At 67.3% G+C, this 20,580-nt stretch carries 17 protein-coding genes and 1 tRNA gene; 17 read left to right on the top strand and 1 reads right to left on the bottom strand.

Annotated features, from left to right (window positions below):
- Positions 1-30 precede the first annotated feature (30 nt).
- The 15 genes from hisG to JF543_RS09145 all read left to right on the top strand — a co-directional run bounded on the left by hisG (position 31) and on the right by JF543_RS09145 (position 15,657).
- Positions 31-873 (top strand): ATP phosphoribosyltransferase, encoded by an 843-nt coding sequence (gene hisG / locus JF543_RS09215; RefSeq protein WP_206549863.1) that lies wholly within the window; start codon positions 31-33, stop codon positions 871-873.
- A complete protein-coding gene (gene hisF / locus JF543_RS09210; RefSeq protein WP_206549864.1) occupies positions 873-1,667 on the top strand; it encodes an imidazole glycerol phosphate synthase subunit HisF in 795 nt (264 codons plus the stop codon). The genes hisG and hisF overlap by 1 nt, the downstream gene beginning before the upstream one ends.
- On the top strand, positions 1,664-2,020 hold the full coding sequence (gene hisI, locus JF543_RS09205; RefSeq protein ID WP_206823828.1) for a phosphoribosyl-AMP cyclohydrolase: 357 nt from the start codon (positions 1,664-1,666) through the stop codon (positions 2,018-2,020). Before hisF ends, hisI begins: the two co-directional genes overlap by 4 nt.
- A 14-nt stretch (positions 2,021-2,034) precedes the next feature.
- On the top strand, positions 2,035-2,610 hold the full coding sequence (locus tag JF543_RS09200) for a Trp biosynthesis-associated membrane protein (RefSeq protein WP_224817833.1): 576 nt from the start codon (positions 2,035-2,037) through the stop codon (positions 2,608-2,610).
- 36 nt (positions 2,611-2,646) lie between these two features.
- A complete protein-coding gene (locus JF543_RS09195; RefSeq protein ID WP_179410818.1) occupies positions 2,647-2,877 on the top strand; it encodes an HGxxPAAW family protein in 231 nt (76 codons plus the stop codon).
- 2 nt (positions 2,878-2,879) lie between these two features.
- Positions 2,880-3,683 carry an indole-3-glycerol phosphate synthase TrpC gene (gene trpC / locus JF543_RS09190; protein WP_179411852.1) on the top strand — a complete coding sequence of 268 codons (804 nt, stop codon included), beginning with the start codon at positions 2,880-2,882 and terminating at the stop codon, positions 3,681-3,683.
- Positions 3,680-4,891: a tryptophan synthase subunit beta gene (gene trpB / locus JF543_RS09185; protein ID WP_179410819.1), complete on the top strand. Its 1,212-nt coding sequence runs from the start codon at positions 3,680-3,682 to the stop codon at positions 4,889-4,891. Before trpC ends, trpB begins: the two co-directional genes overlap by 4 nt.
- A complete protein-coding gene (gene trpA / locus JF543_RS09180) occupies positions 4,885-5,679 on the top strand; it encodes a tryptophan synthase subunit alpha (protein WP_206824294.1) in 795 nt (264 codons plus the stop codon). The genes trpB and trpA overlap by 7 nt, the downstream gene beginning before the upstream one ends.
- Positions 5,680-5,689: 10 nt before the next feature.
- On the top strand, positions 5,690-6,661 hold the full coding sequence (gene lgt, locus JF543_RS09175; RefSeq protein ID WP_206549867.1) for a prolipoprotein diacylglyceryl transferase: 972 nt from the start codon (positions 5,690-5,692) through the stop codon (positions 6,659-6,661).
- Positions 6,662-6,790: 129 nt separating this feature from the next.
- A complete protein-coding gene (gene gltB / locus JF543_RS09170; protein WP_206823824.1) occupies positions 6,791-11,353 on the top strand; it encodes a glutamate synthase large subunit in 4,563 nt (1,520 codons plus the stop codon).
- A complete protein-coding gene (locus tag JF543_RS09165; protein WP_206823820.1) occupies positions 11,346-12,812 on the top strand; it encodes a glutamate synthase small subunit in 1,467 nt (488 codons plus the stop codon). The genes gltB and JF543_RS09165 overlap by 8 nt, the downstream gene beginning before the upstream one ends.
- Positions 12,813-12,869: 57 nt before the next feature.
- Positions 12,870-14,318 (top strand): pyruvate kinase, encoded by a 1,449-nt coding sequence (gene pyk / locus JF543_RS09160; protein WP_179410823.1) that lies wholly within the window; start codon positions 12,870-12,872, stop codon positions 14,316-14,318.
- Between the two features lie 62 nt (positions 14,319-14,380).
- A tRNA-Leu gene (locus JF543_RS09155) sits at positions 14,381-14,461 on the top strand.
- A 39-nt stretch (positions 14,462-14,500) separates the two neighbouring features.
- Complete coding sequence (locus JF543_RS09150; RefSeq protein WP_179410824.1) at positions 14,501-15,121, top strand: ANTAR domain-containing response regulator; 621 nt, start codon at positions 14,501-14,503, stop codon at positions 15,119-15,121.
- Positions 15,031-15,657, top strand: coding sequence for a GNAT family N-acetyltransferase (locus JF543_RS09145; protein WP_347401129.1), 627 nt, complete (start codon positions 15,031-15,033; stop codon positions 15,655-15,657). Before JF543_RS09150 ends, JF543_RS09145 begins: the two co-directional genes overlap by 91 nt.
- Before the next feature lie 36 nt (positions 15,658-15,693).
- Here the strand turns inward: JF543_RS09145 and JF543_RS09140 are convergent, their stop codons facing one another.
- Positions 15,694-16,095, bottom strand: a complete 402-nt coding sequence (locus JF543_RS09140) for a hotdog fold thioesterase (protein ID WP_179411854.1) — start codon at positions 16,093-16,095, stop codon at positions 15,694-15,696.
- A gap of 63 nt (positions 16,096-16,158) precedes the next feature.
- On the opposite strand from JF543_RS09140, the gene polA reads away from it, so the two are divergent.
- Together polA and JF543_RS09130 are read left to right on the top strand one after the other, a co-directional pair.
- Positions 16,159-18,792: a DNA polymerase I gene (polA, locus tag JF543_RS09135; RefSeq protein WP_206823818.1), complete on the top strand. Its 2,634-nt coding sequence runs from the start codon at positions 16,159-16,161 to the stop codon at positions 18,790-18,792.
- Positions 18,793-18,879: 87 nt separating this feature from the next.
- Entirely contained in the window at positions 18,880-20,553 is a 1,674-nt protein-coding gene (locus JF543_RS09130; protein ID WP_206823816.1) for a DUF885 domain-containing protein, read from the top strand.
- The last annotated feature ends 27 nt before the right edge of the window (positions 20,554-20,580 follow it).

Here is a 20,580-nt window from a genome sequence, read left to right as displayed (position 1 = left end):
CTCAGAGACCGATCGATCCGAAAGACACCCATGCTGCGCATTGCCGTTCCGAACAAGGGCTCGCTCTCCGAGACCGCTGCCGACATGCTCGCCGAGGCGGGCTACGTCGGACGCCGCGACCCCAAGACCCTGCACGTGATCGACGCCGACAGCGACGTCGAGTTCTTCTACCTGCGTCCCCGCGATATCGCCACGTATGTGGCATCCGGTGCTCTGGACGTGGGCATCACGGGCCGCGACCTGCTGCTCGACGTGCGTCAGGACGACGCGCGCGAGATCGAGCAACTCGGCTTCGCCCGCTCGACGTTCCGTTTCGCGGCGCCTCCCGGCCGATTCCGCACGATCGAGGATCTCGAAGGCGTCCGTGTCGCCTCGGCCTACCCGGGCCTGGTCGACGATTTCCTGCGTCGGCATGGCGTTCAGGCCGAACTCGTGCCGCTCGACGGCGCGGTGGAATCGGCGGTCCGACTCGGTGTGGCGGATGTCATCGCCGATGTCGTCGAGACCGGAACCACCCTGCGTCAGGCGGGCCTGGAGATCTTCGGCCCCGTGATCATCGAGTCCGAGGCCGTGCTGATCAGCCGCCCCGGCGATGCGCCCGGCACCGACCGGCTGCTGCGACGCCTGCGCGGCGTGATGGTGGCGCGCCAGTTCGTGCTGCTCGATTACGACCTGCCCGCCCACCTCGTCGACCAGGCGGTCGCGATCGCCGGCGGACGCGAATCGCCGACGATCTCCCCGTTGCGTGATCCCGAGTGGGTGGCCGTGCGCGTCATGATTCCCCGCAAGGGCATGAATCAGGTGATGGACGACCTCTACGCCCTCGGTGCACGCGCGATCCTGGTCACCGCCATCCACGCGGCGAGGCTCTGATGGCACTCGCGGCACGCGTCATCCCGTGCCTGGACGTGGCAGCCGGTCGCGTCGTCAAGGGTGTCAACTTCCAGAACCTGCGCGACATGGGAGACCCGGTCGAGCTCGCGGCGCACTATGCGCTGCAGGGCGCGGACGAGATCACCTTCCTTGACGTGACGGCCACCGTGGATGCCCGCGCGACGACATACGACATCGTGCAGCGCACCGCCGAGCACGTGTTCGTGCCGCTGACCGTCGGCGGGGGAGTGCGCGAGGTCGAGGACGTCGCGCGCCTGCTCGGCGTCGGTGCCGACAAAGTCGGTGTGAACTCGGCCGCCATCGCCCGTCCCGCGCTCATCGGCGAGATCGCCGATCGCTTCGGTGCCCAGGTACTGGTGCTCTCGCTCGATGTGAAGCGCTCCGCTGCGACGCCGTCCGGTTTTGCCGTCACGACGCATGGTGGCCGCACCGAGACATCATTGGATGCCCTCGCCTGGGCGCGCGAGGCCATCGAGCGTGGCGCCGGTGAGCTTCTGGTCAACTCGATCGACGCCGACGGGACGAAGGACGGGTTCGACCTGGAACTCGTGCGTCTGATGCGCGAGGTCTCGTCGGTTCCCGTGATCGCCTCCGGCGGAGCCGGCGACGTCTCGCACTTCGCACCCGCGATCGACGCCGGGGCGGATGCTGTCCTCGCGGCCAGCGTGTTCCACACCGGCCAGCTGACGGTCGGTGATGTCAAGGCAGCGCTGAAAGCATCCGGAGTGACGATCCGTGAGGTTGCCCCGGGCGATCGGGGTGGCGTGCGATGACCGACGCGAATGAAGCGCGCATCGCCGAAATCACGTGGAACGATGCGGGGTTGGCCCCGGTGATCGTGCAGCAGTACGACACGCGGGAGGTGCTGATGCTCGCGTGGATGAACGCTGAGGCCTTGCGCCGCACCCTCGCGGAAGGACGGGCCGTGTATTGGTCGCGCTCCCGTCAGGAGTTCTGGCGCAAGGGCGACACGTCGGGCAACACTCAGCGCGTGCATGCCGTCGCGACGGACTGCGACGGCGACACGCTTCTGCTCACCGTCGATCAGCATGGCCCCGCCTGCCACACCGGCAGCCGTACGTGCTTCGATGGTCGCGCGTTCGATCTGGCAGGGGAGGAGCGATGAAGCGTCGCGCAAGAATGCTCTCCGTGCTGACCATCCTGCTCGCCGGTGCGATCGGAATCGTCTCTTCGACGCAGACCTGGTTGGTCGTCGAACGCTCGGATGCTGTCGAGCCGCTGCTGATCGCCGGCGCCGATGCGTTGACGCTGCTCGCGCCGCTCTCGCTGGCGGTGCTGGCGCTCGGAGCCGTGCTCGCCATCGCCGGCCCCGTACTGCGGTACGTGCTCGGAGTGCTCACCATCGCAGCCTCGGGCGTGTTGCTCGCGGGCACGGCGACGCTGCTCGTCGGTCCACCGCTGAGCGTGGCAGCGGATGCTGTCGCCGAGGCGACCGGATTGAGCGGGGACTCCGCGCTCTACACGATCGTCGCGAAGATCGAACCCACCGGCTGGCCCGCGATCGCGCTGGCGGCGTGGGTGCTTCTGTTGCTGGCATCCGTCTTCGTGCTGTTCACGGCGCGCGGCTGGGCGTCGGGCGGTCGCCGGTACCGCGCCGCTTCCGAAGCGAAGCACCACGATGACGGACCGCTGGACGCGATCGATTCCTGGGACGAGCTGTCCCAGGGAACCGACCCGACCGACGCAGCCCGATAGACTGAATCGAATTCCCCTAGCCTCCCGGAGGAGAACATGACCAACCCGATCGCCGACCCCGGACACGGACACTCGCCTGCTGCGTGGACGGCCGTCGTGATCATGCTGCTCGGCTTCACCGCCGGAGCCGTCTTCTTCTGCCTCGACATGCCCGTCGCCGTCATGGTGAGTGGTGGCATCATCGTCGCTGGACTGATCGTCGGCTGGGTGATGGCCAAGGCAGGCTGGGGCGTGAAGGGCCCGAAGTACACACCGAAGGCACACTGATGGTGCTCGCCGACCTCACGGCCGGCGCGGTGCAGGACGCCGAGCGGCGCGCGCTGTCGCGACCGCTCTCTGTCGTGGAGCGCGATGCCGCACAGCGGTCGGCCGCACGGGATGCCCGCGCCGCCCTGGCGCCCGCAGACCACGTCAAGATCATCGCCGAGGTCAAGCGTGCGAGCCCCTCGCGCGGTGCGCTGGCCGAGATCGCCGATCCCGCGCTGCAGGCTTCGCTCTACGAGCAGGGCGGCGCCTCGGCGATCAGCGTTCTGACCGAGGAACGTCGCTTCGGCGGCAGCCTCGCCGACCTCGAAGCCGTTACCGCCCGCGTGTCCCTGCCGGTGCTGCGCAAGGACTTCATCGCGACGCCGTATCAGGTGTTCGAGGCACGCGCCGCGGGCGCAGATCTCGCACTGTTGATCGTCGCCGGTCTGGAACGCAAGACCCTCTTCGAACTGCACGAGCTGATCCTTCAGCTCGGCATGACGCCGCTGGTCGAAACCCACTCGGCTGAGGAGCTCGAGGTCGCCATCGATCTGGGCGCCGATCTGATCGGCGTCAACGCGCGCAACCTGCACACACTCGAGCTGGACCGCGATCTGTTCGGACGCCTCGCCGACCGCATCCCCGACTCCGCGGTCAAGATCGCGGAATCTGCGGTGCTCGCTCCCGAGGATGTCACCCGGTACCGCGAGGCCGGCGCCGACGTGGTGCTGATCGGTGAAGCACTTGTGACCGGCGATGCCGTCGCGACGCTGCAGAGTTTCCTGGCCGCGGGAGCGGCCCCCACCGCACGAGGAGGCGCACGGTGAGCCTGCGCGACCAGCACGGACCGTTCTTCGGTGAGTTCGGTGGGCGGTTCATGCCCGAATCGCTCATCGCGGCCATCGACGAACTCACCGCGGCGTACGAGGATGCCCTCGCCGACCCGCAGTTCCGCGCGGAGCTGGCAGCCCTGCTGCATTCGTACGCGGGGCGTCCGTCGCCGATCACCGAGGTGCCCCGGTTTGCCGAGCACGCCGGTGGCGCGCGCGTCTTCCTCAAGCGCGAAGACCTCAACCACACCGGGTCGCACAAGATCAACAACGTGCTGGGCCAGGCTCTGCTGACCAAGCGGCTGGGCAAGACCCGGGTGATCGCCGAGACCGGCGCGGGCCAGCACGGCGTCGCCACGGCCACCGCCGCGGCGCTGTTCGGCCTGGACTGCACGATCTACATGGGTGAGGTCGACACCGAACGCCAGGCTCTGAACGTGGCCCGGATGCGCCTTCTCGGTGCCGAGGTCATTCCGGTCACGACCGGGTCGCGCACCCTGAAGGACGCCATCAACGACGCGTACCGCGACTGGGTCGCCAGCGTCGAGACGACCAACTACATCTTCGGCACCGCGGCGGGTCCGCACCCGTTCCCGGCGATGGTGCGCGACTTCCAGAAGGTCATCGGCGAAGAAGCACGCGAGCAGCTGCTCGACGAGGCCGGCCGACTTCCGGACGCCGTCGTCGCGTGCGTCGGCGGAGGCTCCAATGCGATCGGCATGTTCGATGCGTTCCTCGACGATGCCGACGTCCGTCTGTACGGCGTCGAGGCGGCGGGCGACGGCGTCGACACCGATCGTCACGCGGCCTCGATCGAACGGGGACGTCCCGGCGTGCTGCACGGCGCCAAGACCTACGTACTGCAGGACGAGGACGGCCAGACCATCGAGTCGCACTCGATCTCGGCCGGACTCGACTACCCGGGTGTCGGGCCCGAGCACGCATGGCTCAGCGACATCGGGCGCGCCGAGTACATCCCGGCGACCGACGACGAGGCGATGCAGGCGTTGCGTCTGCTCAGCCGCACCGAGGGCATCATCCCCGCGATCGAGTCGGCGCATGCGCTGGCCGCAGCCCTGCGACTGGGCCGCGAGCTCGGCACGGACGGCGTGATCGCCGTGTGCCTGTCGGGTCGCGGCGACAAGGACATGGACACCGCCGCACGCTACTTCGATCTCTACGACCGAGAGGACGACGCATCGTGAGCCGCGTCGCAGCAGCCATCGACAAGGCGCATGCCGCCGGGCGCGGCGCGTTCATCGGTTATCTGCCGATCGGATATCCCGACCTGGAGACGAGCATCCAGGCGGCTGTGACGCTGGCGCGCAACGGCGTCGACATCATCGAGATCGGTCCGCCCTACTCGGACCCGGTGATGGACGGCGAGGTCATTCAGCAAGCGACACAGCATGCTCTGGCGAACGGCTTCCGCATGCGCGACCTGTTCACCGCCGTGCAGCGGATCAGCGCCGAGACCGACGTGCCCGTGGTCGTGATGACGTACTGGAACCCCGTCATGCAGTACGGCGTCGATCGTTACGCTGACGATCTGCTCGCCGCCGGTGGTGCGGGCCTGATCACACCCGACATCACGCCCGAAGCTGGCGGCGAGTGGATCGCCGCCAGCAAGCGCACCGGTTTGGATCGGATCTTCCTCGCCGCGCCGACCTCGAGCGACGAACGTCTCGATCTTGTGCTGTCTTCGTCCACCGGCTTCGTGTACACGGTCTCAACCATGGGCATCACCGGTGAGCGCGCCGAGCTCGACCGTGCAGCCCGCACTCTCGTCGAGCGTATGCGCGCCCGCGGCGACGTGCGCGCCTGTGTCGGCATCGGCATCTCGAACGCCGACCAGATCGCCGGCGTCGTCGAGTACGCCGATGGTGCGATCGTCGGCACTGCCCTCGTCAAGGCCCTGCGCGATGGCGGTCTGGACGCCCTCGCCGAAACCACCCGAGCTCTCGCCGGCGGTACGCCGACGACGCGATACTAGGATCGTTCTCATGCCCTTCGCGCCTCTCAGCACCCTCATCACCGTGCCCGCGAGTATCCCGAGCCCGTCGGTCAGCTACCTGCAGATCGGTCCGCTGACGATTCACTTCTACGCGCTGTGCATCATCGCGGGCATCATCGTGGCCGCGCTGATCGCCAACCACCGCTTGACCAAGCGCGGTGCGGAGAAGTGGATTGTGATCGACATCGCGATCCCGGCGATCGTGCTGGGCATCATCGGTGCGCGCATCTTCCATGTGCTCACCCACCCCGATTTCTACTTCGGGCCCGGCAAGAACACCTGGAACCCGTTCGAGCAGGGGTCTGTCTGGGCCATCTGGGAGGGTGGCATCGCCATCTTCGGCGCGCTGATGGGCGGCGCTGTCGGCGCCTGGCTCGGATGCCGGTGGACGGGCATCCGGTTCTGGACGTTCGCCGATGCCCTCGCACCCGGGCTTCTGCTCGCGCAGGCGATGGGGCGTTTCGGCAACTGGTTCAACCACGAACTGTTCGGACTGCCGACTGATCTGCCGTGGGGACTCGAGATCGAGTCGACCAACCCTGCCTTCCCTCCCGGTCTTGCCGAGGGAACGCTGTTCCACCCCACGTTCCTGTACGAGGTCCTGTGGAACGGTCTGGGCGTCATCGTGCTGCTGTGGGCAGGCTCGAAGCTGAAGCTGCAGTGGGGCAAGCTGTTCGCGCTCTACCTGATCTGGTACAGCGCAGGACGCATCGTCTGGGAGTCGATCCGCATCGACCCGAGTGAGGTGCTGTTCGGCCTGCGCAGCAACGTCTGGGCCGCGATCTTCGGCGTGCTCGTGGGTCTGGTCATCATGATCGTCCAGACGCGCCGTCACCCCGGTGTCGAGCCGTCGCCGTACGTGCCGGGACGAGTGCCCGCCGAGGCGGATGTAGACTCGCAGGACAATCCCTCCGACTTCGTCGACGTGAGCGAGCCTCCGGCGAAGACCGAAGTCGACTAGGAGCGATCGCCACAAGCACCGCTCCCGTCAGCGAGGACGCTCTCTGAGCGCCTCTTCACGCGAGAAATCGCACTGAACGAGCGGGCCGATGACGTCCCCGGGTTCACTGAGAACTGAGGACGGTGACTGGTGTACTTCCAGCCTCCATACGGTGCCTCCGGCGCCTACCCCCCGAAGCAAGGGCTCTACAACCCCGCCCACGAGAAGGATGCCTGCGGCCTGGCCATGGTCGCGACACTCCGCGGGGAACCCGGCCACGACATCATCGCGTTGGCGCTCGAAGCGCTGCGCAACCTGGAACACCGCGGTGCGATCGGCTCGGATGCCGGCACCGGCGATGGAGCGGGCATCCTCACCCAGATGCCCGACGCGTTCCTCCGGGAAGTCGCTCCCTTCGAGCTCCCCGCCGCGGGCACCTACGCCGCCGGCCTCGCGTTCCTCCCTCGGGAGTCGAGCGCCCGCCGCGAGCAGAAGGCCGGCATCGAACGCATCGCCGCCGAAGAAGGACTCTCGGTTCTCGGCTGGCGAGTGGTCCCGACCGCCAATGAGCACCTCGGAAAGCTCGCCGACGAGGCACGCCCTGCGTTCGAGCAGCTGTTCGTGGCGCTGGAGGGCACGACCGAGTCGTCGCTCGCACTGGACCGCATCGCCTACCGGTTGCGCAAGCGCGCCGGGCATGAGCTCGGCGCCTACTTCGTGTCGCTCTCCAGCCGCACGCTCGGCTACAAGGGCATGGTCACCACCCTTCAGCTGGAGCCGTTCTACCCCGATCTGCAGGACGAGCGCTTCGCATCGGAGCTGGCGATCGTGCACTCCCGCTACTCGACCAACACCTTCCCGTCGTGGCCGCTGGCGCAGCCGCTGAGGATGCTCGCCCATAACGGAGAGATCAACACCGTCGGTGGCAACCGCAACTGGATGCGGGCCCGACAGTCGCAGCTCGAGTCGGACCTGATCGGTGAGATCGGGCCGCTCCTGCCGATCTGCACGGAGGGTGCCAGCGACTCGGCCTCGTTCGACGAGGTGCTCGAGCTGCTCACTCTCACCGGGCGCAGCCTGCCCCACGCGATCATGATGATGGTCCCCGAGGCATGGGAGAAGCAGACCTCCATGGACGCCGACCTGCGGGCGTTCTACGAGTACCACGCGAACCAGATGGAGCCGTGGGACGGTCCGGCAGCGCTGATCTTCACCGACGGGGTCCAGGTGGGCGCCACCCTCGACCGCAACGGTCTGCGGCCGGGGCGCTGGACCGAGACCACCGACGGCCTGGTGGTGATCGGCAGCGAGACCGGTGTGCTCGAGTTCGCTCCCGAGCGCATCAAGCGCCGTGGCCGTCTCAGCCCGGGCCGCATGTTCCTCGTCGATACCGCCGAAGGACGGATCGTCGAGGACGACGAGATCAAGCACGACCTGGCCACGATGCACCCTTGGCAGGAGTGGCTCGACAAGGGCGCCGTGCGCCTCGCCGATCTTCCCGAGCGGGAGCACATCGTGCATCCCGCGGCCTCGATCACTCGTCGCCAGCGCACCTTCGGTTACACCGAGGAAGAGGTGCGCATCCTGCTCACCCCGATGGGGCAGAACGGCGCGGAGCCACTCGGTGCCATGGGGAGCGACGCACCGATCGCCGCTTTGAGCGACCGCCCGCGGCTGCTGTTCGATTACTTCGTGCAGCAGTTCGCGCAGGTCACGAACCCGCCGCTGGACGCCATCCGTGAAGAGGTGGTCACCAGCCTTCGTCTCGGGCTCGGCCCGGAGCGCAACCTGTTGAGCTGGGGTCCGGATCACGCGCGCACTGTGACGCTCGACTTCCCGGTGATCGACAACGACGAACTGGCGAAGATCCGGCACATCGAGAAAGCCCTGCCCGGGCACTCCAGTGCCACGATCAGGGGCCTGTACCACTTCGACGCAGGTGCCCACACGATGCAGGAGCGCCTCGACGAGATGTGCGCCGAGGCGGACGCCGCCATCGAGCGGGGAGCGGAACTGCTCATCCTCTCGGATCGCGACTCCGACAAGGACCTCGTTCCGATTCCGTCGTTGCTGATGGTCTCTGCGGTGCACCACCACCTCATCCGTCGTCAGAACCGCATGAAGGTCGGGCTGGTCGTCGAGGCGGGCGATGTACGTGAGGTGCATCACGTCGCCACGCTCATCGGATACGGGGCCTCGGCCGTGAATCCGTACCTGGCGATGGAGAGCGTCGAGCACCTGGTGCGCACCGGGTTCATCACCGGCATCACGCCCGAGAAGGCGGTGCGCAACCTGATCTACGCGCTCGGCAAGGGCGTGCTGAAGATCATGTCGAAGATGGGCATCTCGACCGTCTCGTCGTATGCCGGCGCGCAGGTGTTCGAGGCGGTGGGTCTGAGCCAGGAGTTCATCGACGCCTACTTCACCGGTACCGAGACCAAGCTCGGTGGCATCGGCATCGAAGACGTCTACGCCGAGAACCAGGCCCGACACGACTTCGCGTATCCGCAGGATCCTGCGCCGCGGGCGCATGAGCGGCTGTGGACGGGCGGCGAGTACCAGTGGCGGCGCGACGGAACGCCGCACCTGTTCAACCCCGAGACCGTCTTCCGGTTGCAGCACTCCACCCGCACCCGCCGGTACGACATCTTCCGGGACTACACCCGCCTCGTCGACGACCAGGCAGCGGAGCTCAAGACCCTGCGGGGGCTGTTCGAACTGCGTACCGGTGAGCGCCCGCCCGTGCCGCTGGACGAGGTCGAGCCGGTGTCATCGATCGTCAAGCGCTTCTCGACCGGAGCGATGAGCTACGGCTCGATCTCGCAGGAGGCGCACGAGACGCTTGCGATCGCCATGAATCGACTGGGCGCGAAATCGAACACGGGTGAGGGCGGCGAGGATCCCGAGCGACTCGTCGACCCCGAGCGTCGAAGCGCCATCAAACAGGTCGCGTCGGGCAGGTTCGGGGTCACCAGCCAGTACCTCACCGAGGCGGACGATCTGCAGATCAAACTCGCCCAGGGCGCCAAGCCGGGGGAGGGCGGCCAGCTGCCGCCGCAGAAGGTGTATCCGTGGGTGGCGCGCACTCGTCATGCGACGCCAGGGGTGGGGCTCATCTCGCCGCCGCCGCATCACGACATCTACTCGATCGAAGACCTCAAGCAGTTGATCTTCGACCTCAAGCGCGCGAACCCGAAGGCACGCATCCACACCAAGCTCGTCAGCCAGTCGGGCATCGGTGCGGTAGCGGCCGGTGTGGCGAAGGCGCTGAGCGATGTCGTGCTGGTCTCGGGTCATGACGGGGGCACGGGCGCCAGCCCGCTGAACTCGCTCAAGCACGCCGGAACACCGTGGGAGCTCGGCCTGGCAGAGACGCAGCAGACGCTGATGCTCAACGGCATGCGCGATCGGGTCATCGTCCAGGTGGACGGGCAGCTCAAGACCGGGCGCGACGTCATCATCGGTGCACTGCTGGGGGCCGAGGAGTTCGGTTTCGCGACCGCGCCGCTGGTGGTCAGCGGATGCATCATGATGCGCGTGTGCCACTTGGACACCTGCCCGGTGGGGGTCGCGACGCAGAACCCGGTGCTGCGGGAGCGGTTTACGGGCAAGCCGGAGTTCGTCGTGAACTTCATGGAGTTCATCGCCGAAGAGGTGCGCGAGCTGCTCGCCGAACTCGGCTTCCGTTCGCTGGATGAGGTGATCGGGCGCGCGGACCTCTTGCGTACCGATCGCGCGCTGCGCCATTGGAAGAGCGACGGCCTCGACCTGTCGCCGATCCTGCACGGCCCGGCGTTCCCCGCCGGGGAGCCGCGCAGGAGCGGTCGCACACAGGACCACGAACTGGAGAAGCACTTCGACGTGGCGCTGATCGCACACGCGGCGGACGCATTGGATAGCGGTGAACCAGTGGTGGTCGAACTGCCCATCCGCAACACCGAGCGCGCGGTCGGCACCATGCTGGGGCACCACCTGACGGCTCGGCGCGGCGCGCACGGGCTGGCCCGCGGCACGATCGACATCACGCTGCACGGCACGGCAGGACAATCGTTGGGAGCTTTCCTGCCACAGGGCATTGTGCTGCGGTTGGAGGGCGACGCCAACGACTACGTCGGCAAGGGCCTCTCGGGCGGAGACATCACCGTCCGACCCGCGCGCGGCGCATCGTTCGCACCGCACCACAACGTCATCGCCGGAAACGTCATCGGCTACGGCGCGACCAGCGGGACGATGTTCATCTCGGGCGTCGTCGGCGAACGGTTCCTGGTCCGCAATTCCGGAGCGACTGCTGTCGTCGAGGGCGTGGGCGACCACGCCCTGGAGTACATGACCGGCGGCACGGCGGTGATCCTCGGCGAGACCGGCCGCAATCTCGGTGCGGGCATGTCGGGTGGTGTCGCGTATGTGCGCGGACTGCGCACCGCCAACGTCAACGCTGAGGCACTCGCATCGGGCGAACTGCGGCTGGAGCCGCTGGACCGCGCCGATGTCGAGGTGCTCCGAGGGATGCTCGACGAACACGTGCAGAGCACGGGTTCGCCACTGGCATCCGAGATCCTGGCCGAGTTCGAGCGCAGCCAGGCAGATTTCACCAAGGTGCTGCCGCGGGACTACGCGGCAGTACAGACCATGCGCCAGGAAGCAGAGGCCGCGGGGATCGACCCCGACGGCGACGCGATCTGGAACCGGATCCTGGAGGTGACCGGTGGCTGACCCCAAGGGCTTTCTGAAGACGACCGAGCGGGAGCTCCCGGCTCGCCGCCCGGTCGCGGTGCGGATCATGGACTGGAAAGAGGTCTACGAGCCGGGCGACCGGAACGTGCTCAAGCGGCAAGCCGGTCGCTGTATGGACTGCGGCGTGCCGTTCTGCCACTCCGGATGCCCGCTGGGCAACCTGATCCCGGAGTGGAACGATCTGACCTGGCGCGGGGAGGGGCGTGCGGCGATCGAACGCCTGCACGCCACAAACAACTTCCCGGAGTTCACGGGCCGGTTGTGCCCAGCGCCGTGCGAGAGCTCGTGCGTGCTCGGCATCAACCAACCGGCGGTGACCATCAAGCAGATCGAGGTCTCGATCATCGACGAGGCCTTCGGCAACGGCTGGGTCCAGCCCCAGCCGCCGCAGCGGCTGACGGGCAAGACGGTGGCTGTTGTCGGCTCAGGCCCCGCGGGTCTGGCCGCGGCGCAGCAGCTCACGCGTGCCGGGCACACCGTCGTCGTGTTCGAGCGCGACGACCGCATCGGCGGCCTGCTGCGCTACGGCATCCCCGACTTCAAGATGGAGAAGCGCCACCTCGAGACGCGCCTGCGTCAGATGCAGGAGGAGGGCACGCGGTTCCGCGCGGGCGTCGAGATCGGCACCGACATCACCTGGGACGACCTGCGGGCACGCTACGACGCCGTTCTGGTGGCCACGGGGGCGACAGTGCCGCGTGACCTATTCATCCCGGGCCGTGACCTCGCCGGCGTGCACTTCGCGATGGAGTACCTGGTCGAGTCCAACCGAGCGAACGCGGGGGACGACGTCTCGGATCAGATCACGGCCACCGGCAAACACGTGGTGGTCATCGGCGGCGGCGACACCGGTGCCGACTGCATCGGCACCGCGCATCGGCACGGTGCGCTCAGCGTCACCAACCTCGCTATCGGTCGCCAGCCCGGCACGGAGCGGCCTGAGAGCCAGCCCTGGCCCACCATGCCCACTCTGTTCGAAGTGCAGTCCGCTCACGAAGAGGGTGGTGAACGCACCTATCTCGCCTCTACCGTCGAGTTCCTGTCGAACGGCGCGGGGGAGGTCAGGGCGGTGCGTGTCGCCGAGACCGAGTTCGTCGACGGACGGCGAGTACCCAAGAGCGGGACCGAGCGCGAGATCCCCGCTGACCTCGTCCTGATCGCGATGGGCTTCACCGGGCCCGAGACCGCGTCGTTCCAGGGCGACAGCACGCTGCCCGTGTCCGAGCGTGGCGCGCTGCGTCGGGATGCCGACTACTCGACATCCCTGCCGGGCGTGTTCGTCGCCGGTGACGCGGGGCGCGGCCAGTCGCTGATCGTCTGGGCTATCGCGGAGGGCCGCGCGGCGGCATCCGCAATGGATCGCCACCTGATGGGCACGACCTCACTGCCGGCCCCTGTCGCTGCAACGGACGTCGCACTGAGCGTCCCACCCGCGTAGGCTGAGTGCGGCAACGTCGCCATCCTGTGTACTTTCCCTTCCAACTCTGGAGAAGATTTGAGACGCGCGAAGATCGTCGCCACCCTGGGACCCGCCACGTCGACGTATGAGACCGTCCGTGCACTGATCGACGCCGGTGTGGACGTCGCCCGGCTGAACCTCAGCCACGGCGACTACACCGTGCACGACGCGAACTACGCCAATGTCCGTCGCGCTGCCGACGATGCAGGCCGTGCGGTCGCCGTGCTCGTTGACCTGCAGGGCCCGAAGATCCGCCTCGGCAAGTTTGAGGACGGCCCCTACGAGCTCGCTGCAGGGGACATCTTCAAGATCACCACTGAGGACATCATCGGCAACCGCGAGATCTGCGGGACGACGTTCAAGGGCCTGCCGCAGGACGTCAAGCCCGGCGACTTCCTGCTGATCGATGACGGCAAGGTGCGCGTCGAGGTCGTCGAGACCGATGGCACCGTCGTGACCACCAAGGTCATCGTCGCCGGCGCGGTCTCGAACAACAAGGGCATCAACCTGCCTGGTGTCGCCGTGAACGTGCCCGCGTTGAGCGAGAAGGACGAGGACGATCTGCGCTGGGGCCTTCGCACCGGTGCGGATGTCATCGCCCTGTCGTTCGTGCGCAATGCGGCCGACGTCGATCGCGTCCACGAGATCATGGCTGAAGAGGGTGTGCGCATCCCCGTCATCGCCAAGATCGAGAAGCCGCAGGCCGTGGCAGCGCTCGAAGAGATCGTCGATGCCTTCGACGGCATCATGGTCGCCCGCGGCGACCTGGGCGTGGAGCTTCCGCTGGAGGCCGTGCCGATCGTGCAGAAGCGCGCGGTGGAGCTGGCGCGCCGCAACGCCAAGCCGGTGATCGTGGCGACACAGATGCTCGAGTCGATGATCGAGAGCCCCGTTCCGACACGCGCGGAGACCTCCGACGTGGCGAACGCCGTTCTCGACGGAGCCGACGCGGTCATGCTCTCGGGCGAGACGAGCGTGGGCGAGTACCCGGTGGTCGTCGTCGAGACGATGGCGCGCATCATCGAGTCGACCGAGGAGCACGGTCTGGAGCGCATTCAGCCCTTGACGACCAAGCCGCGCACACAGGGCGGTGCGATCACCCTCGCCGCGCTCGAGGTCGCCGAGTTCGTCGAGGCGAAGTTCCTGTGCGTGTTCACGCAGTCGGGCGACTCGGCACGCAGGCTCTCGCGTCTGCGTTCGCGCATCCCGATGCTCGCGTTCACCCCGGAGCCCGGCATCCGCCGTCGTATGGCCCTCACGTGGGGTCTGACGTCGACTCTGGTCGACGCCGTGCAGCACACCGACTCGATGTACCTGCAGGTGGACGAGTACCTGCTGCGCACGGGCCTGGCGCAGGAGGGCGACCGGGTCGTGGTGATCTCCGGTTCCCCTCCCGGAATCGTCGGTTCGACCAACGACATCCGCGTCCACAAGGTCGGGGATGCCGTCGGCGGAGCCGCACCGGTCTACAAGACCGGAGTCTGAGCGTCAGGAACGGGGCGGGGCCTGCGGGCTCCGCCCCGTTCCATGCGCTAAAGTCGATCGGGGCCGGCGTGGCGGAATGGCAGACGCGGAGCACTCAAAATGCTTTGTCGAAAGACGTGTGGGTTCGAGTCCCACCGCCGGCACAGGTGAACACTGATAATCACTCCGATAGGATTTCTTCTGTGACTGAGCAAGAACAGCCCGAGCAGCCCACGGCATCCGCTCCGCGACGCGTTGTCGTCGCCGAGGACGAGTCGCTGATCCGCCTCGACATCGTCGAGATCCTGCGCGACAACGGCTTCGATGTCGTCGGTGAGGCCGGGGACGGCGAGACTGCCGTGCAGCTTGCCACCGAGCTGCGTCCCGACTTGGTGGTCATGGATGTCAAGATGCCCCAGCTGGATGGCATCAGCGCGGCCGAGAAGCTGCACAAGGCGAACATCGCCCCCGTGGTGCTGCTGACGGCCTTCAGCCAGAAGGAACTCGTCGAGCGTGCCAGCGAGGCCGGCGCTCTGGCGTACGTGGTCAAGCCGTTCACCCCGAACGACCTGCTGCCGGCGATCGAGATCGCCCTGGCGCGTCACGAGCAGATCATCACGCTCGAGGCCGAGGTTTCCGACATGGTCGAGCGCTTCGAGACGCGCAAGCTCGTCGATCGTGCGAAGGGCCTGCTGAACGAGAAGATGGGCCTGTCCGAGCCTGAGGCGTTCCGTTGGATCCAGAAGGCGTCGATGGATCGTCGCCTCACGATGCAGGACGTCGCCAAGGCGATCATCGAGCAGCTCGCTCCCAAGAAGTCCTGATCGAACTCCACGACGGCATTCGGCTCCGTGCGCTCCAGAGGAGCGACGGGGCCGCTGTCGTTTCCGCTTATCGTCGCAACCGGCGGCACCTGGCTCCGTGGGATCCCCTGCGCGAAGAAGTGTTCTTCTCGGGTGACGAGCAGGACCGGTTGATCGCTACTGCCTGCGACGACCGGGATGCCGGGCGCTGCGCCCCGTTCGTGCTGACCCGCGACGACGACGATGCCATCGTCGGACGGGTCAACATCAACAACATCGTGCGCGGTGCCTTCGACAGCGCGGACCTCGGGTACTGGATGGACGTCTCGCTCGTCGGCAAGGGCCTCATGACCCGTGCCGTGGCAGAAGTCCGAGAACATGCTTCGTCGGTGCTCGGTCTGCACCGTCTTCAAGCCGCCACCCTGGTGCGCAACACCGCTTCGCAACGGGTGCTCCGGTCCAACGGATTCACGCTCATCGGCCGGGCGCCGAAGTACTTGAGAATCGCAGGGGAGTGGCAGGACCACGACCTGTTCCAGCGTATTCTCGTCGATTGACCAGCCGGGGAGGTGAGCGCGAGCGCTAGTGCCCGCTCACCCCATCGCCTTGATCATGTTGGTGATCCGGATCGTCGAGCACCGGCGCCCCTGATCGTCCGTGACGACGATCTCGTGCACGGTCATGCTACGACCGAGGTGGATCGGCGTGCACACGCCGGTGACCACGCCCGAGGTCGCCGAACGCGTGTGCGTGGCGTTGATGTCGACGCCGACAGCGAGGCGCCCGGGACCCGCGTGCAGGTTCGCTGCCATCGATCCCAGGGATTCGCCGAGAACGACGTAGGCGCCGCCGTGCAGCAGTCCTACCGGCTGCGTGTTGCCCTCGACCGGCATCGTCGCAACACTGCGCTCGATGGAGAACTCGGTGAACTCCATGCCCATCTTCTCGGCGAGCGCACCCATTCCTCGTTGGGTCGCCCATTCCAGTCCCGACATCTCGGTGTGCTGTGTCACCTGTCCTCCTCAGCGAGTGTCCGTCGCGCTCGTTAGGCTTGCTGTGTGACGGACTCCGCAAAGCCTACCCTCCTGGTCGTCGACGGCCACTCGCTCGCCTACCGGGCCTTCTTCGCCCTTCCGGTCGACAACTTCACCACCCGCGACAATCAGCACACCAACGCCATCTACGGCTTCCTGTCGATGCTGGTGAATCTGATCAAGGCTGAGAAGCCGACGCACATGGCGATCGCGTTCGACACCTCGCGGCACTCCTTCCGCACCGATGAGTACCCCGAGTACAAGGCGACGCGTTCCGAGACCCCGTCCGAGTTCAAGGGGCAGATCCCGTTGCTGCAGGAGTGCCTGGCGGCGATGTCGATCCCCGTGCTCACGAAAGAGGGGTTCGAGGCTGACGACATCCTCGCCACGCTCTCTGTGCAGGGCTCGGCTCAGGGGTACGACGTGCTGCTCGTCTCGGGCGATCGCGACACGATTCAGCTCGTCAACGATGAGGTGACGCTGCTGTATCCGTCCGTGCAGGGCGTCTCGCAGCTCAAGCGCTACGATCCGTCCGCCGTCCAGGAGCGCTACGGCGTGCGTCCCGAGCAGTACCCCGACATCGCGGCGCTCGTCGGCGAGACGAGCGACAACCTTCCGGGAGTGCCCAAGGTCGGCGAGAAGACCGCCGTGAAGTGGCTGACCCAGTTCGGCAGTCTCGACGAACTGCTCGCGCGCGCCGAGGAAATCAAGGGTGTCGTCGGCGGGAACCTGCGCGAGCACATGGACGATGTGCGGCGCAACCGTCGATTGAACCGTCTGCTCACCGACGTCGAACTTCCCCTCAGTCCCGCAGAGCTGGCGGTCGCGCCGATCGATGCACAGGCCGTCCGCGACATCTTCGCGCGACTGGAGTTCCGTACGCTGCTGCCCCGGGTGTTCGACGCCGTGGGCGCCGCGGATGAGCCGGTGCACGACGAGCCCGCCGTGCAGGTTCCCGACCCCGTCGAGTCGACGGCAGAGCAGATCGTGACGTGGCTCAGCGCTCAGGAGGGCGAGCTCGGGCTCACGCTGCTGACCACGGCCGAGACCATCGACCGCGTCGGTATTGCGAGTGCGACCGAGCTGCGCGAATGCGGATGGAGCGATGAGATCGCGACCGCGTTGAAACCGTGGCTGGAGTCCGACGCGGTGAAGGTGCTCAATGAGTCGAAGCCGCAGATCAAAGCGCTGTTGCGCGCCGGCATCCGCCTCGGCGGCCTCGGCTACGACACCCTTCTGGCCGGGTGGTTGATGCGGCCGAGTTTCCCCGACAAGTCGCTCGGTCACCTCGTCGACCGGTACCTGGGCGAGAAGCTGCCCGAGGCCGATCCCTCGCAGCTCGTTCCCGAGACCGACGGTGCGACGCCGGCACAGCAGGCGTGGTTCACTCTGCGCACGGCGGCCGCCGTGCGTGAGCAGATGCCCGATGGCGTGGCGACGGTGCTCACCGACATCGAACTGCCGGCCGTGCTCGTGCTCGCCGACATGGAAGCTGCCGGCGTCGCGGTCTCGCACGAGGTGCTCTCGACGTTCTCGGGCGAGCTGCGCGAGCGCACCGACACGATCGCCGCTGAGGCGTTCGCGCTGGTGGGTCGGGAGTTCAACATGGGATCGCCGAAGCAACTGCAGGAAGTCCTCTTCGAGGACCTGCAGTTGCCGAAGACCCGCAAGACCAAGACCGGGTACTCCACGGATGCTGCGGTGCTCGCGGATCTGCAAGAGACCAACCCGCATCCGTTCCTCGCTCTGCTGCTGCAGCACCGCGAGGCGACCAAGCTGCGTCAGATCATCGAATCGCTCGACTCGGCGATCCGCGACGACCACCGGATCCACACGACTTATGTGCAGACCGGCAGCCAGACCGGTCGACTGTCGAGCACCGACCCGAACCTGCAGAACATCCCGGTGCGCACCGAGGAATCGCGCCGCATCCGCAGCGCGTTCGAGGTCGGCGCCGACTACGAGACGCTGTTGACCGCGGACTACTCGCAGATCGAGATGCGCATCATGGCTCACCTTTCGGGTGATGCCGGGCTGATCGAGGCGTTCAACTCGGGCGAGGACCTGCATCGCTTCGTCGGCGCGCGCGTGTTCGGCGTCAAGCCTGAGGAGGTGACGCCGGCGATGCGCACCAAGGTCAAGGCCATGTCGTACGGCTTGGTCTACGGGCTCAGTGCGTTCGGCCTGTCCAAGCAGCTGCGCATCGAGCAGTCCGAGGCCAAGCAGCTGATGAAGGAGTACTTCGCCCGATTCGGCGCAGTGCGCGACTACCTGCGCGCCTCGGTGCTTCAGGCGAAGGAAGACGGCTACACCGAGACCATCTTCGGCCGTCGGCGTCCGTTCCCCGACCTGAGCAGCCCGAACCGCGTGCTGCGCGAGAATGCGGAGCGCGCCGCGTTGAACGCGCCGATCCAGGGCAGCGCGGCGGACATCATGAAGATCGCGCTGAACCGTATCCACGCCGACCTGCGCGAGAGCGAACTCGCCTCGCGCGTACTGCTGCAGATCCACGACGAACTCGTGGTCGAGGTTGCACCTGGCGAGTGGGACCGGGTCGAGCAGATCGTGCGCACGCAGATGGCGGATGCTGCCGAGCTGTCGGTGCCGTTGGATGTACAGGTGGGTGCCGGCCGCGACTGGAACGAGGCCGCGCACTGACGCCCGCTGCGGGCTGCGCCACGTGGCGCAGCCCGCAGCGGTTTCATCGGATGCCGGGAACCGGCGGGCGGGGATAGGCTCGAGCTCATGACTTCCGAGCTCCGCACCCCGTCCGCTATCGACCAGGTCGCCGAGGACTGGGTCGACACGCTCGTCGAGCTCTCGCCAGTGCTGGCCACCTACATCGGTCGGAATGAGGCGAACGCCCGCCTGGACGATGTCAGCCCCGAAGGTCACGAGCGCGCCGTGACTGCGGCACGCGAGACGCTCGCGAAGCTTGACGCGCTCGACCCGGTCGACAGCATCGATGAGGTCACCAAGACCGACCTGTCGGCGGAGTTGCGGCTGCAGTCCGAACTGCATGATGCCCAGTGGCACCTGCGCGATCTCAACGTGATCGCTTCGGCCGCGCAGGACTTCCGTCAGGCGTTCGACCTGATGCCCACTGACAGCGTGGAGGACTGGTCGGTGGTGTCCGAACGCCTTGCAGCGGTGCCCGCCGCGCTGCAGGGGTACACCGAAACGCTGCGGGAGGGCATCCGCCACGGTGTTGTTCCCGCGCGCCGACAGGTGCGCGAGGTCGCCACCCAGATCGCGCGCTACACGGCCGACGACGGGTTCTTCGCCGGCTTCGTCGCCGGCGCAGCGCCGAAGGAGGGTCAGCTTCCGGCATCCCTCGCCCGTGATCTCGGCGACCACGCGGGGGCCGCGCGTGTCGCCTACGACGCATTGAGCGCGTTCCTCACCGACGAGCTCGCTCCCGTCGCCGGTGATGAGGATGCTGTCGGGCGCGAGTTGTACGCCCTGAACTCCCGGCGTTTCCTGGGGGCGACGATCGACCTGGACGAGACGTACGAGTGGGGCCGAGAGGAACTGCGGCGAATGATCGCCGAGCAGGAGGCCATCGCGCACGAGATCCTGCCGGGCGCGACCGTGGAGGAGGCCGTCGCTCATCTTGAGGCGGACCCGGCGCGCAAGCTGCACGGCACGCAGGCGCTGCAGCGGTGGATGCAGGAGACCAGCGACCGTGCCATCGCTGAGCTCGGCGCCTCGCACTTCGACATCCCCGAGCAGATTCGCGAGCTCGAGTGCATGATCGCCCCGACCCAGGAGGGCGGGATCTACTACACCGGCCCGACCGATGACTTCTCGCGGCCCGGTCGGATGTGGTGGTCGGTTCCCGAGGGCGTCTCCGAGTTCGACACCTGGCGCGAGCTGACCACCGTCTACCACGAGGGCGTTCCCGGCCATCACCTGCAGATCGCGCAGGCGACGTACAACCGGGCCGAGCTCAACACGTGGCGCCGTGTGCTCGCCGGCACGTCGGGCCACGCCGAAGGATGGGCTCTGTACGCCGAGCGCCTGATGGAACAGCTCGGCTACCTCGACGATCCGGCTGATCGCCTGGGAATGCTCGACGGGCAGCGCATGCGCGCGCTTCGCGTGGTGCTCGACATCGGCGTGCACTTGAAGAAGCCGCGCCTCGACGGCGATGGCGTGTGGGACCACGACTACGCGCTCGATGAGATGCGCCGCAATGTGAACATGCCCGACGAGTTCCGGCAGTTCGAGGTCAACCGCTACCTCGGCTGGCCGGGACAGGCGCCGTCGTACAAGGTCGGTCAGCGCATCTGGGAAGACGTGCTCGCCACGGCGCGTGCTCAGCAGGGTGACGCCTTCGATTTCAAGGGGTTCCACAAGCGTGCGCTCGACATCGGCGGCGTCGGCCTCGACACGCTGCGCGCGGTGTTCGCCGGCTGAGTACGTCGGCGGGCCCCGACCCGTCCG

Origin of the sequence: Microbacterium esteraromaticum, from assembly GCF_017303215.1 — a bacterium.
GTDB classification, from domain to species: domain Bacteria; phylum Actinomycetota; class Actinomycetes; order Actinomycetales; family Microbacteriaceae; genus Microbacterium; species Microbacterium esteraromaticum_C.
This window is presented reverse-complemented; position numbering and strand designations above follow the sequence as displayed.

What these genes read in the sequence shown, in the direction of transcription:
- hisG (WP_206549863.1), top strand. Translation starts at nt 31, where the DNA reads ATGCTGCGCATTGCCGTTCCGAACAAGGGCTCGCTCTCCGAGACCGCT.
- JF543_RS09130 (WP_206823816.1), top strand. Translation starts at nt 18,880, where the DNA reads ATGACTTCCGAGCTCCGCACCCCGTCCGCTATCGACCAGGTCGCCGAG.
- hisI (WP_206823828.1), top strand. Translation starts at nt 1,664, where the DNA reads ATGACCGACGCGAATGAAGCGCGCATCGCCGAAATCACGTGGAACGAT.
- hisF (WP_206549864.1), top strand. Translation starts at nt 873, where the DNA reads ATGGCACTCGCGGCACGCGTCATCCCGTGCCTGGACGTGGCAGCCGGT.
- JF543_RS09200 (WP_224817833.1), top strand. Translation starts at nt 2,035, where the DNA reads ATGCTCTCCGTGCTGACCATCCTGCTCGCCGGTGCGATCGGAATCGTC.
- JF543_RS09195 (WP_179410818.1), top strand. Translation starts at nt 2,647, where the DNA reads ATGACCAACCCGATCGCCGACCCCGGACACGGACACTCGCCTGCTGCG.
- JF543_RS09140 (WP_179411854.1), bottom strand. Translation starts at nt 16,095, where the DNA reads ATGTCGGGACTGGAATGGGCGACCCAACGAGGAATGGGTGCGCTCGCC.
- lgt (WP_206549867.1), top strand. Translation starts at nt 5,690, where the DNA reads ATGCCCTTCGCGCCTCTCAGCACCCTCATCACCGTGCCCGCGAGTATC.